General features: G+C 69.3%; 12 protein-coding genes. All 12 read left to right on the forward strand.

Annotated features, from left to right (window positions below):
• The first annotated feature begins 4 nt into the window (after positions 1–4).
• Genes rsmH through ftsA form a run of 12 tightly spaced genes read left to right on the forward strand, consistent with a single transcriptional unit; the run spans position 5 to position 14,074 of the window.
• On the forward strand, positions 5–1,099 hold the full coding sequence (gene rsmH, locus LA521A_RS03700; protein ID WP_281781031.1) for a 16S rRNA (cytosine(1402)-N(4))-methyltransferase RsmH: 1,095 nt from the start codon (positions 5–7) through the stop codon (positions 1,097–1,099).
• A complete protein-coding gene (gene ftsL, locus LA521A_RS03705) occupies positions 1,096–1,365 on the forward strand; it encodes a cell division protein FtsL (protein ID WP_232338521.1) in 270 nt (89 codons plus the stop codon). Before rsmH ends, ftsL begins: the two co-directional genes overlap by 4 nt.
• Positions 1,362–3,317 carry a peptidoglycan D,D-transpeptidase FtsI family protein gene (locus LA521A_RS03710; protein ID WP_343226707.1) on the forward strand — a complete coding sequence of 652 codons (1,956 nt, stop codon included), beginning with the start codon at positions 1,362–1,364 and terminating at the stop codon, positions 3,315–3,317. Before ftsL ends, LA521A_RS03710 begins: the two co-directional genes overlap by 4 nt.
• On the forward strand, positions 3,314–4,786 hold the full coding sequence (locus tag LA521A_RS03715) for a UDP-N-acetylmuramoyl-L-alanyl-D-glutamate--2,6-diaminopimelate ligase (protein WP_281781032.1): 1,473 nt from the start codon (positions 3,314–3,316) through the stop codon (positions 4,784–4,786). Before LA521A_RS03710 ends, LA521A_RS03715 begins: the two co-directional genes overlap by 4 nt.
• Complete coding sequence (locus LA521A_RS03720; RefSeq protein WP_425494560.1) at positions 4,783–6,171, forward strand: UDP-N-acetylmuramoyl-tripeptide--D-alanyl-D-alanine ligase; 1,389 nt, start codon at positions 4,783–4,785, stop codon at positions 6,169–6,171. Before LA521A_RS03715 ends, LA521A_RS03720 begins: the two co-directional genes overlap by 4 nt.
• On the forward strand, positions 6,161–7,246 hold the full coding sequence (gene mraY / locus LA521A_RS03725) for a phospho-N-acetylmuramoyl-pentapeptide-transferase (RefSeq protein ID WP_281781033.1): 1,086 nt from the start codon (positions 6,161–6,163) through the stop codon (positions 7,244–7,246). Before LA521A_RS03720 ends, mraY begins: the two co-directional genes overlap by 11 nt.
• Positions 7,246–8,577, forward strand: a complete 1,332-nt coding sequence (ftsW, locus tag LA521A_RS03730; RefSeq protein ID WP_281781034.1) for a putative lipid II flippase FtsW — start codon at positions 7,246–7,248, stop codon at positions 8,575–8,577. The genes mraY and ftsW overlap by 1 nt, the downstream gene beginning before the upstream one ends.
• Positions 8,577–9,668, forward strand: a complete 1,092-nt coding sequence (murG, locus tag LA521A_RS03735) for an undecaprenyldiphospho-muramoylpentapeptide beta-N-acetylglucosaminyltransferase (RefSeq protein ID WP_281781035.1) — start codon at positions 8,577–8,579, stop codon at positions 9,666–9,668. Before ftsW ends, murG begins: the two co-directional genes overlap by 1 nt.
• Positions 9,669–9,676: 8 nt before the next feature.
• The gene (gene murC, locus LA521A_RS03740) at positions 9,677–11,119 is read left to right on the forward strand and encodes a UDP-N-acetylmuramate--L-alanine ligase (protein WP_281781999.1); all 1,443 of its coding nucleotides are present in this window, start codon (positions 9,677–9,679) and stop codon (positions 11,117–11,119) included.
• Positions 11,116–12,108: a D-alanine--D-alanine ligase gene (locus LA521A_RS03745; RefSeq protein WP_281781036.1), complete on the forward strand. Its 993-nt coding sequence runs from the start codon at positions 11,116–11,118 to the stop codon at positions 12,106–12,108. The genes murC and LA521A_RS03745 overlap by 4 nt, the downstream gene beginning before the upstream one ends.
• Positions 12,105–12,842: a cell division protein FtsQ/DivIB gene (locus tag LA521A_RS03750; RefSeq protein ID WP_281781037.1), complete on the forward strand. Its 738-nt coding sequence runs from the start codon at positions 12,105–12,107 to the stop codon at positions 12,840–12,842. The genes LA521A_RS03745 and LA521A_RS03750 overlap by 4 nt, the downstream gene beginning before the upstream one ends.
• Entirely contained in the window at positions 12,839–14,074 is a 1,236-nt protein-coding gene (gene ftsA / locus LA521A_RS03755; RefSeq protein ID WP_281781038.1) for a cell division protein FtsA, read from the forward strand. The genes LA521A_RS03750 and ftsA overlap by 4 nt, the downstream gene beginning before the upstream one ends.
• Positions 14,075–14,184 lie beyond the last annotated feature (110 nt).

Raw genomic sequence — 14,184 nt, forward strand, 5'->3', positions numbered from 1 at the left:
TGGCATGGAGCGCGGCGCGCTGTCCGGCCACCTTCCCGTGATGTACGCGCAGGTGCTCGACGGCCTGAACGTGCGCGGGAATGGAACGTACCTGGACGGCACGTTCGGGCGTGGTGGTCACGCGCGCGGCGTGCTGGAACGACTCGGCCCCGGAGGCCGCCTGCTGCTCATGGACAAGGACCCCGAAGCGATTGCGGTGGCGATGCGCGAGTTCGCGCAGGACGCCCGCGTCGCGGTCTTCCGTGGCAGCTTCGCCGAACTCGCGCACTGGGACGAAACCGTCGCCGGCCTGGACGGCGTGCTGTTCGACCTGGGCGTGTCCTCGCCGCAGCTGGACGTCGCCGAGCGCGGTTTCAGCTTCGGCAAGGACGGCCCGCTCGACATGCGCATGGACCCCGACAGCGGCGAAAGCGCGGCGCAATGGCTCGCGCGCGCCGACGACCGCGAGATCGCCGACGTGCTGTGGACGTACGGCGAGGAGCGCATGAGCCGCAAGATCGCGCGCGCCATCGTCGCCCGTCGCGACGCGCAGCCGCTCGAGCGCACCGCGCAGCTGGCCGATCTCATCGCATCGGTCGTGCCGCGTGGCGACCAGAAGATCCACCCGGCCACGCGCAGCTTCCAGGCCATCCGCATCTTCATCAACCGCGAGCTGGTGGATCTGGAAACCGGCCTGGACGCCGCGCTCGCGCGCCTGAAGCCCGGCGGCCGCCTTGCGGTCATCAGCTTCCATTCGCTGGAAGACCGCATCGTCAAGCAGTTCATCGCGCGCCATAGCAAGGCGCCGCCGGCCAACCGCCGCATGCCGGTGGAAGTGGCCTTCACGCCCGTCCTGCGCGCCATTGGGTCCGCGCAGAAGGCGGCGGATGAGGAAACCTCGGCGAATCCGCGTGCCCGCAGTGCGGTGCTGCGCGTGGCGGAGAAGCTGGGAATCGGGAACGAGGAAGGCGCGAACGCATCGGACGGCGTCTCCGACACGGCACAGCCGGCAACGGGCCGTGGAGACCGGTGGGAAGCGATGGCGCCCCGCGAGCCGGACCTCCAGGCAGTCCGCCTTCCCCGAACCCGATTCCCGGCTGGTGGGGAGGCGCGCGCATGAGCGTCCTTCGCCTCCTGCTGAGCGTGCTCGTGGTGGCCAACGTCGTCTCGGCGTTGGCCGTCGTGCAGGCGCGCCATGAACACCGCCAGCTGTTCGTGCAGCTCAGCCGCCTGGAGCGCGCGCGCGACGAGCTCAACATCGAATTCGGCCGCCTGCAGCTCGAACAGGCCACGTGGTCGGAGAGCAACCGCATCGACCAGGTCGCTCGCGACCGCCTCGGCATGAAGTTCCCTGAAGGCGCCGAGACCGTGGTGATCCGTCCATGAACGGCGCCTCCCGCAATCCGCGCAACGCCGGTTCGCGCAGCGGTCGCAGCGGCCCGCTCGACGCCGTGCTCGCGCTGCGCGACAAGTTCGGCGGCGGCGATCGCGTCGCCGGCAAGGGCCGTGGCCGCGCGTCGTTCAACCTGCGTAACCGGCTGATCCTGGTCGGCGGCGCGCTCGGCCTGTGCTCGATCGCGCTGGTCGGCCGCGCCCTGGATCTGCAGGTCATCAGCAACGATTTCTACCGCCAGCAGGGCGACGCGCGTTCGCTGCGCGAGATCCCGATCCCGACCTCGCGCGGCATGATCACGGACCGCAACGGCGAGCCGCTCGCGGTATCGACGCCGGTCGAATCGGTGTGGGCGAACCCGCAGGAACTGCTGAAGAACCCGGCGCGCATTCCGCAGCTCGCCAAGGCGCTGGGCGTTTCCCCGGACGCGCTCACGCGCAAGCTGAGCCAGCGCGCCGGCAAGGAATTCGTCTACCTCAAGCGCCGCATCAACCCGGATGAAGCCAAGCGCATCCTCGCGGCGAAGATCCCGGGCGTGTTCTCGCAGCGCGAATTCCGTCGCTTCTACCCGCAGGGTGAGGCGATGTCGCACATCCTGGGCTTCACCAACATCGATGACCTCGGCCAGGAAGGCCTGGAGCTCGCGTTCGACGACTGGCTGCGCGGTAGGCCGGGCGCCAAGCGCGTGATCCGCGACGGCGCGGGCCGCATCGTCGAAAGCGTGGACCTGGTGAAGGGCGCCGAGCCCGGCCGCGATCTCACGCTGACCATCGACCGCCGCATCCAGTTCCTGGCGATGCGCGAACTGCGCAGCGCGCTGGAGCGCACCGGCGCGAGCAGCGGTTCGACCGTCGTGCTCGACATCGCCACGGGCGAAGTGCTGGCGATGGCGAACCTGCCCACCTACAACCCCAATGCACCCGCCAGCGGCAACCTGGACACCAAGCGCAACCGCGCGGTGACGGACGTGATCGAGCCGGGCTCGACGATGAAGCCGCTCACCGTGGCCGCTGCGCTGGAAGCGGGCGTGATCACCGCGCACTCCACGTTCGACACGAACCCGGGCTGGATGCCGAACGGCAAGTACCGCACGACCGACCACCGCAATTACGGCGTGCTCGACACCACCGGCGTGATCACCAAGAGCTCCAACGTCGGTGTGGCGAAGATCGTCGCGAAGGTGCCGAGCCAGCAGTACTACGAGTTCCTCAAGCGCTTCGGTTACGGCCACAAGACCAACAGCGGGTTCCCTGGCGAGTCGTCCGGCGTGCTGGCGCCGCCGTCGCGCTGGAGCGGCACCACTAAACAAGGCATGTCGTACGGCTACGGCCTGTCGGCAACGCCGCTGCAGATCGCGCAGGCGTACGCCGCGCTGGGCAACGGCGGCAAGCTGATCGCGCCGACGTTCGTGAAGGGCGAGCGCCACGAGCCGGTCCAGGTGCTCGACCCGGCGATCGCCGGAACCATCATGCGCATGATGCAGACCGTGACCGAGCCCGGCGGCACCGCCACGCAGGCGGCGATCCTGGGCTACCACGTCGCCGGCAAGACCGGCACCGCGCGCAAGTTCAACGAATTCGGCGGCTATTCGCGCCGCTACGTGTCGTTCTTCGCCGGCGTCGTGCCGGTGAACAACCCGCGCTTCTCGATGGTGGTGGTGATCAACGATCCGGATCCGGCGAAGGGCTACTTCGGCGGCTATGTGTCCGGCCCGGTATTCAAGAGCGTGATGGAAGGTTCGCTGCGCCTGATGGACGTGGCGCCCGACGACATCGACACCTGGATGGCCGCGCAGGCCGCCGCCGAAGCCAAGCGCGCGAAGGCCAACGGCGGCAAGCCGACCGGCACCGTGCTGCCGGCGCCGACGCACGCATCGGCCGCGCTGCCGTCCCCGGTCGGCGTCGTGGCGCCGGGTCTCGCCGCTCCCAGCGGAGGTGCGCGATGAGCCGCCTCATGCCGCTGGCCGAACTGCTGCCCGACGTCGCCGGGATTCCGCCGGAGCTGACCATCACCGGCCTGGTGCTCGACAGCCGCGCCGTGCGTCCGGGCAACGCGTTCGTCGCGATCGCCGGCTTCGGCGCGCACGGGCTGCGCTTCGTCGACCAGGCGCGTGCCGCCGGCGCCGCGGCGATCCTGTTCGAGCCGCCCGCGCCGGACGATCTGCCGGCACCGGACGACGCCATCGCCGTGCCGGGCCTGCGTTCGCGCCTGGGCGAGATGGGCGATCGATTCCACGGGCGTGCGACCGAAGCGATGACGGTCGTCGGCGTCACCGGCACCAACGGCAAGACCTCGACCGTGCAGCTGCTCACGCAGGCGTGGCACGCGCGCGGCATCGTCAGCGGCAGCGTCGGCACGCTCGGCGCCGGCTTGTACGGGCACGTGGTGCCGACCGGTTTCACGACGCCGCTCGTACTGCAGACGCATGAACTGCTGGCGAGGATGCACGACGACGGCGCGCAGGCCATCGCGATGGAAGCCAGCTCGCACGCGCTCGACCAGGGTCGCGTGGACGGCGTGCATTTCGACGTCGCGGTGTTCACCAACCTCACGCGCGACCACCTCGACTACCACGGCGACATGGCGACCTACGGCGCAGCCAAGGCGCGCCTGTTCGCATGGAACGGCCTGAAATCCGCCGTGATCAACCTCGACGACGCGTTCGGCCGGGAACTCATCGCGACGCTGCCGCGCGACGTGCGCGCGATCGGCGTGAGTTCGCGCGGCGATGCGTCGGCGACCCTGCAGGCGACGAACCTGCACTTCGACAACGCCGGCATCGGTTTCGACCTCGTGGTCGATGGCCAGTCGCACGCGGTGCAGTCGCCGCTGCTGGGTCGCTTCAACGTCGACAACCTGCTGGCGGTCGCCGGCGTGCTGTTCGCGCTGGGCGATGCGCCGTCGCAGGTCGCCGAAACGCTCGCGACGCTGCAGCCGATCCACGGCCGCATGAACCGCCTTGGCGGCGACGGTCGCGCACCGCTGGTCGTCGTCGATTACGCGCACACGCCCGATGCGTTGGAGCAGGCATTGAGCTCGCTTCGCGCGCACGTGCAGGCGCGCCTGGTCTGCGTGTTCGGCTGCGGCGGCGACCGCGACCGCGGCAAGCGCCCGCAGATGGCCGCCATCGCCGAGCAGCACGCCGACGTGGTCATCGTCACCGACGACAACCCGCGTTTCGAGGACGGCGACGTCATCGTGGCGGACATCATGGAAGGCTTCGCGCATCCGGAGCGCGTCACCGTGCAGCGCGACCGCGCCGCGGCGATCGCGCACGCGGTGGGCACGGCGGGGCCGAACGACATCGTGCTCATCGCCGGCAAGGGCCACGAGCCGTACCAGGACATCCAGGGCGTGCAGCATCCCTTCGACGACACGCAGGTCGCGCGCTCCGCGCTGGAGGCACGACAGTGAAGGCGCGCACGCTCTCCGATATCGCCCGCATGACCCGCGGCCGGCTGGTCGGCGAAGACCGCACGGTCGACGCCATCGCCACCGACACGCGCGCGCTGCCGAAGGACGGCGCCGCGTTGTTCGTCGCGCTGAAGGGCGAACGTTTCGATGGCCATGACCACGTCGCGAACGCCGCGCAGGCCGGCATTGCCGCCGCGCTGGTGTCGCGTGAAGTCGATGCGCCGGTGGCGCAGATCGTGGTAGCCGACACCGAACGCGCGCTGGCCGATTTCGCTGCAGCGGTGCATCGCGAGCGCATCGAGGGCGCAAGCGCCCAGAAGGTCGTCGCGATCACCGGCAGCAACGGCAAGACCAGCGTGAAGGCGCTGACGCTGGCGATCCTCGAACGCGTCGGCGCGACGTACGCGACGCCGGGCAACCGCAACAACGAGATCGGCTTGCCGCTGGCGGTGATCGACGCGCCGGAAGACCTGCGCTTCGCGATCTACGAGATGGGCGCCGGCAAGCCGGGCGATATCGCCTATCTCACCGACATCGTGCGTCCCGACGTCTCCATCGTGAACAACATTGCGCCGGGCCATCTGGAACGCATGGGCAGCCTGCTCGGCGTCGCCGACACCAAGGCCGCGATCTACGACGCGCTGCCGGGCGAGGGCGTGGCGGTGATCAACGCCGACGACGCGTTCGCGCCGTACTTCGCCGAGCGCGCGCACGGCCGCCGGCTGCTGCGCTTCGGTCTGGAATCCAGCGCCGAGATCACCGCACGGAACATCCAGGCGCTGCCCGACGGGTCGCGCTTCACGCTTGTCGCGCCGCAGGGCGAGGCCGCGATCTCGCTCACGTTGCCGGGTCGTCACAACGTGAGCAACGCGCTCGCCGCTGCGGCGCTTTCGCTGAGCGTCGGCGCGACGCTGGCCGAGGTCGCCGACGGACTCAACGCCGCGCGCCCCGTCGCCGGCCGCCTGATCACGCATCGCCTGCCCAACGGCGCGGTGGTGATCGACGACAGCTACAACGCGAACCCGGGCTCGCTCGCGGCGGGCATCGACACGCTCGCCGGCGGCGGCGGCGAGGCGTGGCTGGTGCTGGGCGACATGCGCGAACTCGGCGCGGACGCCGAGGCCATGCACGCCGAAGCCGGTCGTCGCGCGAAGGCCGGCGGCATCCGCCGGTTGTTCACGCTGGGGCCGTACAGCGCGGCGGCGTCGCAGGCGTTCGGCGATGGCGCCACGCATTTCCAGACGCATGCGGCGCTCGCCGACGTGCTGGGGAACGAACTGCGCGAAGGAGTGCGCGTACTGGTGAAAGGCTCGCGCGGAAGCGCGATGGACAGGATCGTGGCCGCGCTCGTGGGCCCGCAAGAAGGGGACACCCATGCTGCTTGAACTCACGCGTTGGCTCGAACAACTGCAAAGCCTGTTCGGCCTGTTCGGCTACCTCACCTTCCGCGGCATCCTCAGCGCGCTGACCGCGCTCGCGCTGTCGCTGTGGTGGGGCCCGGCGGTGATCCGCAAGCTCGGCCAGCTCAAGGGCGGCCAGCCGATCCGCAAGGACGGCCCGCAGTCGCACTTCTCCAAGGCGGGCACGCCGACGATGGGCGGCGCGCTGATCCTGTTCACCGTGATGGCCTCGGTGCTGCTGTGGGGCGACCTGCGCAACAAGTACGTGTGGGTCGTGCTGCTGGTGATGCTCGCCTTCGGCGCGATCGGCTGGTACGACGACTGGATCAAGATCGTCAGGCGCGATCCCAACGGGCTGAAGTCGCGCTGGAAATACCTCGCGCAATCCGTCTTCGGTCTCGCCGCCGGCCTGTACCTGTGGTTCTTCGCCGACGTGCCGACGGCGACGACCTTCTACGTGCCGTTCTTCAAGTCCATCGCGCTGCCGCTGGCGGGCGTGGGCTTCGTCGCGATCGCCTACTTCTGGATCGTCGGCTTCTCCAACGCGGTGAACCTCACCGATGGCCTCGACGGCCTGGCGATCATGCCGACCGTGCTGGTCGCGTGCGCGCTGGGCATCTTCGCCTATGCATCCGGCCACGCCGAGTTCTCCAAGTACCTGCAGATTCCGGCGGTGCCGGGGGCGGGCGAACTGGTGATCATCTGCGCGGCGATCGCCGGCGCGGGCCTGGGGTTCCTGTGGTTCAACACCTACCCGGCGATGGTGTTCATGGGCGACATCGGCGCGCTCGCGCTCGGCGCCGTGCTCGGCACCATCGCGGTGATCGTGCGCCAGGAACTCGTGCTGGTCGTGATGGGCGGCATCTTCGTCATCGAGACGCTCTCGGTGATGATCCAGGTCGCGTCGTTCAAGCTGACCGGCAAGCGCGTGTTCCGCATGGCGCCGATCCACCACCACTTCGAGCTCAAGGGCTGGCCGGAGCCGCGCGTGATCGTGCGCTTCTGGATCATCTCCGTCGTGCTCGTCCTCGTCGGCCTGGCCACGCTGAAGGTACGTTGATGAGCGACTCCGCGCGCCAGGCAACACGACTCGACGCGATCGGCGGCCACTTCGACCCGTGGCTGCTCGGGATCTCGTGCGCGCTCGCGTGCCTGGGCGTGGTGATGGTCGGCTCGGCCTCGATCGGCGTCGCCGACGGCCACGATGTCGGCCCGTTCTACTTCCTCACCCGCCACGTCGTGTTCCTCGCCATTGGCCTGGTCGGCGCGGTGTGGATCATGCGCACGGAGTTGAAGACGATCGAGCAGCACAACCAGTGGCTGCTGCTGGTGTGCTTCGTGCTGCTCATCGCGGTGTTCATGCCGGGCATCGGCCGCAGCGTCAACGGCGCGCGCCGTTGGCTGAACCTGGGCGTCTCCAACTTCCAGGCGGTGGAAGCGGTGAAGCTGCTCTACATCGTCTGGCTGGCGAGCTACCTCAAGCGCTACAGCGAGGAAGTCACCGCCACCTGGGGCGCGATGCTCAAGCCCATCGGCGTGGCGGTCGCGCTCGTCGCGATGCTGCTGCTGCAGCCGGACTTCGGTTCGTCGTCGCTGCTGCTGGCGATCACCGCCGGCATGCTCGTGCTGGGCGGCGTGAACATGCCGCGCATGTTCGGCCCGGTGCTGATCGGCCTGCCGGTGCTGGCGGTCGTGGCGATCGCCGAACCCTATCGCGTCGTGCGACTGACCTCGTTCCTGGATCCGTGGCAGGACCCGTTCAAGACCGGCTACCAGCTGACCAACGCGCTGATGGCGGTCGGTCGCGGCGAATGGCTCGGCGTGGGCCTGGGCGCGTCGGTGCAGAAGCTCTCGTACCTTCCCGAAGCGCATACCGACTTCATCATGGCGGTGATCGCCGAGGAATTCGGCTTCATCGGCGTGTGTGTCGTGGTCGGCCTGTACGCGGCCCTCGCCGGTCGCGCGTTCTGGCTCGGCCTGAAGTGCGTGGAGATGCGCCGCCATTTCGCCGGCTATTGCGCGTTCGGCATCGCGCTGTGGATGAGCCTGCAGAGCTTCGTGTCGATCGGCGTGAACCTCGGCCTGCTGCCGACCAAGGGCCTGACGCTGCCGATGATTTCCTACGGCGGTTCGAGCGTGATCATGACCTGCGTCGCGCTCGGCCTCCTGTTGCGCGTGTCGTACGAACTCGACCGTGCGCAGCGCCAGGTGGCGCGCGTGCGCAACGACATCTCGTCGCCGCCGGTGGCCGCGAACGATTCGAGCGCGCCGACGCCGAACGCTGCGCCGATGCCTTCGCGCAAGCCGGCGCCGGCTGTCGCCGCGAGCGCGTCGCGTGGCCCCAGCCGACTGCAGCAGCGCGTCGAGCCGACCCTGGGGAGGATCGCGTGATGCATGCCGCGACCGACTCCGATCTGCATCCGGTGATGATCCTCGCCGGCGGCACCGGCGGGCATATCTTCCCGGGCCTCGCCGTGGCGAAGGCGCTGCGCGAGCGCGGCGTGCCGGTGCTCTGGCTCGGCGCGGAAGGCGGCATGGAAACGCGCCTGGTGCCGCAACACGGCATCGCAATCGACACCATCGCCGTGCGCGGCATGCGCGGCAAGGGCATCGCCACGCTGCTGGCGACGCCGTTCCGCCTCATCGGTGCGGTGCGCGCCGCCATGCAGACGCTGCGCGAGCGCCAGCCGCGCGCGGTGATCAGCTTCGGCGGCTACGCAGCCGGGCCGGGCGGCCTCGCGGCGAAGCTCGCCGGCATCCCGCTGATCGTGCACGAACAGAACCGCGCGCCGGGCCTGACCAACCGCGTGCTGGCGCGTTTCGCGCGTCACGTGCTGACGGGTTTTCCGGATACGTTCGCGAACGAGGAAGTCGTCGGCAACCCGGTTCGCGCCGAGATCGCCGCCGTCGCGTCGCCGGAGCAGCGCTTCGCCGGCCGTACCGGTGCGCTGCGCGTGCTCGTGCTCGGCGGCAGCCAGGGCGCACGTGCGCTGAACACCGCCGTGCCCAAGGCCATCGCCGGCCTGCGTGGCCGTATCGAGTGCGAAGTGCGCCACCAGTGCGGCGAGAAGCTGCGCGAGGAAGCCGAGCGCGCTTACGCCGAAGCGGGCGTGCAGGCCTCGGTGGAACCGTTCATCGCCGACATGGCGTCCGCATACGCGTGGGCCGACATCGTGGTGTGCCGCGCCGGCGCGCTCACGCTTGCCGAACTGTGCGCCGTGGGCGTCGGCAGCGTGCTGGTGCCGTTCCCGCAGGCGGTTGACGACCACCAGACGAAGAACGCGCAATACCTCGTCGATCGCGGCGCCGCGCACCTCGTGCCGCAAGGCACGGCGGGCGATCTCGCCCAGCGCCTGTCGGCCACCCTCGAAATTCTTGGCGAACGCGGCGCCCTGCTGCAGATGGCGCAGGCCGCGCGCGCGATCGCCAAACCCGACGCGGCACAACGCGTCGCACAACTGGTTCTGGAGCAAGTCGAATGAGTACGGCCCTGCGTCGCCGCCTGCAGCACACCGGCGACCTCGCCAAGGCGTTTCCGCGCGTCCACTTCGTGGGCGTCGGCGGCGTGGGCATGAGCGGCCTGGCCGAAGTCATGTGCACGCTCGGCTACCAGGTGTCCGGTTCGGACAACGCCGACAACGCCGTGACGCGGCGTCTCGCCTCGCTCGGCGTCAGCGTGAACAAAGGCCATGCCGCGGCGAACGTGCTCGGCACCGACTGCGTCGTCGTGTCCAGCGCGATCAAGCCCGACAACCCCGAACTGATGGAAGCGCGCGCGCAGCGCATTCCGGTGGTGCCGCGTGCGGAAATGCTCGCCGAGCTCATGCGCTTCAAGCGCGGCATCGCCGTCGCCGGCACGCATGGCAAGACGACGACCACCTCGCTCGCGGCAAGCGTGCTCGCCGAAGGCGGCATCGATCCCACCTTCGTCATCGGCGGCCAGCTGCTTGCCGCCGGCGCGAACGCCCGCCTGGGCACGGGCGAATGGCTCGTCGCCGAGGCCGATGAAAGCGATGGCAGCTTCCTGCGCCTGAATCCGCAGATCGCGATCGTCACCAACATCGACGCGGATCATCTGGAAAACTACGGCGGCGACTTCGCCCGCGTGCAGGCGGCGTTCGAGGAGTTCATGCACCGCCTGCCGTTCTACGGCCTGGCGGTGCTGTGCATCGACGATGCCGAAGTCGCCGCGCTCGCATCGAAGACGCCGCGCCATGTGATGACCTACGGCTTCAGCACGGAGGCCGACGTGCGCGCCGAGGACGTGCAGCAGGACGGGCCGAACATGCGTTTCACGCTGTGCCTGCCCGATGCCACGCGCACGCCGATCACGCTCGCGCTGCCGGGTCGCCACAACGTGCTCAATGCGCTCGCCGCCGCGTCGGTTGCATGGCAGCTCGGCGTCGCCGCCGATGCGATCGCGCGCGCGTTGCAGAACTTCGCCGGAGTCGGCCGCCGCTTCAACCTGCTCGCCAGCCCGACGACGTCGAAGGGCGCGACGGTGCAGCTGGTCGACGATTACGGCCATCACCCGAAGGAACTCGACGCGGTGTTCGCCGCGGCGCGCGGCGGCTGGCCCGACAAGCGCCTGGTCGTCGCGTTCCAGCCGCATCGCTACAGCCGCACGCGCGATCTGTTCGACGAGTTCGCCGCGGTGCTGTCGACGGTGGACGTGCTCGTGCTGACCGAGGTGTATCCGGCGGGCGAAGCGCCGATCGCCGGCGCCGATGCCAAGTCGCTGGCGCGCGCCATCCGCGCGCGCGGCCGCATCGACCCCGTCGTCGTCAGCGGCGCCGCCGATCTGTCGAGCGTGCTGCCCGACGTCCTCAACGACGGCGACCTGCTGCTGATGATGGGCGCGGGCGACATCGGTTACGCCGCGCAGCAGATCGCGGCGAACGGTTTCAACGGTTCCAACGGAGAGAAGAAGTGAGCGCGCAGTCCGCAGCGGCGAAGCTTGGTCCGACCCGGATCACCGATCCGGCCGCGTTCGGCCGCGTCGCCGTGCTCATGGGCGGCACCAGCGCCGAACGCGAAGTCTCGCTGGATTCGGGGCGCAACGTGCTCGACGCGCTGCGTTCGCGCAACGTCGACGCGTTCGCGATCGACGGCATCCCCGCGCTGCTCGAGGCGATCCGCGCCGGCCGCGTCGATCGCGTCTTCAACATCCTCCACGGCAACAAGGGCGGCGGCGAAGACGGCGTGCTGCAGGGCCTGTGCGAAGCGCTCGGCGTGCCGTACACCGGTTCGGGCGTGCTCGGTTCCGCGCTGACCATGGACAAGATCCGCACCAAGCAGGTGTGGCTCAGCATCGGCCTGCCGACGCCTCGCTACGTGCGCCTGTCGAAGGGCGATGACGTCCACGCGGCCGCGCGTTCGCTCGGGCTCCCGGTCTTCATCAAGCCGTCGAGCGAAGGCTCCAGCGTCGGCGTTTCGCGCGTGCTCGACGACGCCGACCTCGATGCGGCCGTCGAACTCGCCGCGAACTATCCCGGCGAGATGCTGATGGAGCAGCTGATCGTCGGCGAAGAACTCACCGTGCCGGTGTTGAACGACATCGCGCTGCCGTCGATCCGTATCGTTCCGAAGGGCGAGTGGTACGACTACCACGCCAAGTACATCTCCGACGACACGCAGTACCTGTGCCCGGGACTGGAAGGCGCGGAAGAGGTCGAGATCGCGCGCATCGCGTCGGAAGCCTTCATCGCCGCCGGGTGCAGCGGCTGGGGTCGCGTGGATTTCATGCGCGATCGCGCCACCGGCCAGCTGTACCTGCTGGAAGTGAACACCGCGCCGGGCATGACGAGCCACTCGCTCGTGCCCAAGGCCGCGCGTCAGATCGGCATCGAATTCGACGAGCTGTGCTGGCGCGTGCTCGAGTCCAGCCTCGCCGGTGCCGAACGAGGAGGTGCGGTGGCGTGAACGCCATGCTTCGCCTCGTCGGATGGATTCTCGCGTTGGCACTGGTCGTGCTGCCGGTCGTCGCCGTGCTCAACGGCTGGATCGGCGCGGCCCATTGGCCGCTGACCAAGCTGCGCGCGACCGGCGAGTTCGAACGCGTGGACGGCGCGCTGCTGCAGAAGACGCTGCTGCCGTACGCGCAGCGCGGGTTCTTCGCGGTGGATCTGGCCGGCGCGCAGGACGCGGTGTCCAAGCTGCCGTGGGTCGAGCGCGCGGAAGTGCGCAAGCGCTGGCCCGACGTGCTGGAAGTGACGGTGTTCGAACATCGTCCGTTCGCTCGCTGGAGCGGCGGCCTGCTGCTGTCGGAGCAGGGCAAGTTGTTCCCGGCGAAGGGCATCGACGTGCCGAAGGGCCTGCCGCAACTCGGCGGTCCCGAGGCGCGCGTGAGCGAGGTCGTGGCGCTCTACAACGAATCGCGCGCGATGTTCGCGCCGATCGGTCTTGAGGTGCGCGAGGTCGGGCTCGATCCGCGCGGTAGCTGGACGCTCGGCCTCGACAACGGCGCACGCATCGTGGTCGGCCGCAGCGAAGCGCGCGCACGGCTGTCGCGCTTCGTGCGTCTGCTGCCGCAGTTGCTCACGCAGCAGGCGCAGGTGCTCAAGCTCGCCGACCTTCGTTACACCAATGGTTTTGCATTGACGTGGGCGCCCGTGCCGGCGCCGGCGGCGGTACCGCAACAGCAGGGACAATCATGAATCGCAAGGGTGACAAGTCGCTGATCGTCGGCCTCGACATCGGCACCTCGAAGGTGGTGGCGCTGGTGGGTGAATACTCGCCGGGCAACCCGATCGAGGTGATCGGTATCGGCTCGCACGAATCGCGCGGCCTCAAGCGCGGCGTCGTGGTGGACATCGAATCCACGGTGCAGTCGATCCAGCGCGCCATCGAGGAAGCCGAGCTGATGGCCGGCTGCGAGATCCGTTCGGTCTACGCGTCGATCTCCGGCAACCACGTGCAGTGCCGCAACTCGCAGGGCATCGCGCCGATCCGCGACGGCGAAGTGACCTACGGCGATCTGGACCGCGTGCTCGAAGCGGCCAAGGCCGTGGCGATCCCGGCCGACCAGAAGATCCTGCATGCGATCCCGCGCGACTACGTGCTCGACGATTCGCAGGAAGGCATCCGCAACCCCGTCGGCATGACCGGCGTGCGCCTGGAAGTGCACGCGCACCTGGTCGTGTGCGCGCAGTCGGCGGCGGCGAACATCAGCAAGTGCGTGCAGCGCTGCGGTTTGCAGGTCGATGATTTGATCCTCAGCGTGCTCGCATCCAGCCAGGCCGTGCTGACCTCCGATGAGCGCGAACTCGGCGTGGTGCTGGTCGACATCGGCGCGGGCACGACCGACATCGCGGTGTTCGTCGGCGGCGCGATCGCGCACAGCGCAAGCCTGCCGATCGCCGGCGACAAGGTGACCGAGGACATCGCGCACATGCTGCGCACGCCGACGCCGGAAGCCGAACAGATCAAGGTTCGCTACGCATGCGCGCTCGCGCAGATGGCGACGGCCGAAGAATCCATCCAGGTGCCCAGCGTCGGCGATCGCCCGCCGCGCCGCATGCCGCGCGCGTCGCTCGCGCAGGCCGTGCAGGCGCGGTACGAGGAGATCTTCGAAATGATCCAGGCCGAGCTGCGCCGCAGCGGTTTCGAGCAGCACGTGCGCGCCGGCATGGTGCTCACCGGCGGCGCCGCGAAGATGGAAGGCGTGGTCGAACTAGCCGAGGAAATGCTGCAGATGCCCGTGCGCGTGGGCATTCCGCAGCACGTGACGGGGCTGGGCGAAGTGGTGGGCAATCCAGTGCACGCCACCGGCGTCGGCCTGCTGCTGATGGGTAGCCAGATCGAGAACCCGCGGCGTCCGGTGATTCCGACCGGTCGCGCGGGCAGCTTCTTCAGCAAGCTCAAGAACTGGTATCGCGGCGAGTTCTGACGACGCGATGCGCGCAAGGCTTCAAGGAATCGACGCGGCATGGGCCGACGCCGGTTCCCGATCCGGGCAGGGCCTGGGTCCAGTGAGCAGGCGAGGCGATGACGCGGTAC

Origin of the sequence: Lysobacter auxotrophicus, from assembly GCF_027924565.1 — a bacterium.
Taxonomy (GTDB): Bacteria; Pseudomonadota; Gammaproteobacteria; order Xanthomonadales; family Xanthomonadaceae; genus Lysobacter_J; species Lysobacter_J auxotrophicus.

Bases quoted from the DNA above. Each gene is read 5' to 3' on its own strand.
- mraY (WP_281781033.1), top strand. From the start codon at position 6,161: ATGCTGCTTGAACTCACGCGTTGGCTCGAACAACTGCAAAGCCTGTTC.
- LA521A_RS03715 (WP_281781032.1), top strand. From the start codon at position 3,314: ATGAGCCGCCTCATGCCGCTGGCCGAACTGCTGCCCGACGTCGCCGGG.
- ftsA (WP_281781038.1), top strand. From the start codon at position 12,839: ATGAATCGCAAGGGTGACAAGTCGCTGATCGTCGGCCTCGACATCGGC.
- rsmH (WP_281781031.1), top strand. From the start codon at position 5: ATGGAGCGCGGCGCGCTGTCCGGCCACCTTCCCGTGATGTACGCGCAG.
- ftsL (WP_232338521.1), top strand. From the start codon at position 1,096: ATGAGCGTCCTTCGCCTCCTGCTGAGCGTGCTCGTGGTGGCCAACGTC.
- LA521A_RS03710 (WP_343226707.1), top strand. From the start codon at position 1,362: ATGAACGGCGCCTCCCGCAATCCGCGCAACGCCGGTTCGCGCAGCGGT.
- murG (WP_281781035.1), top strand. From the start codon at position 8,577: ATGCATGCCGCGACCGACTCCGATCTGCATCCGGTGATGATCCTCGCC.
- ftsW (WP_281781034.1), top strand. From the start codon at position 7,246: ATGAGCGACTCCGCGCGCCAGGCAACACGACTCGACGCGATCGGCGGC.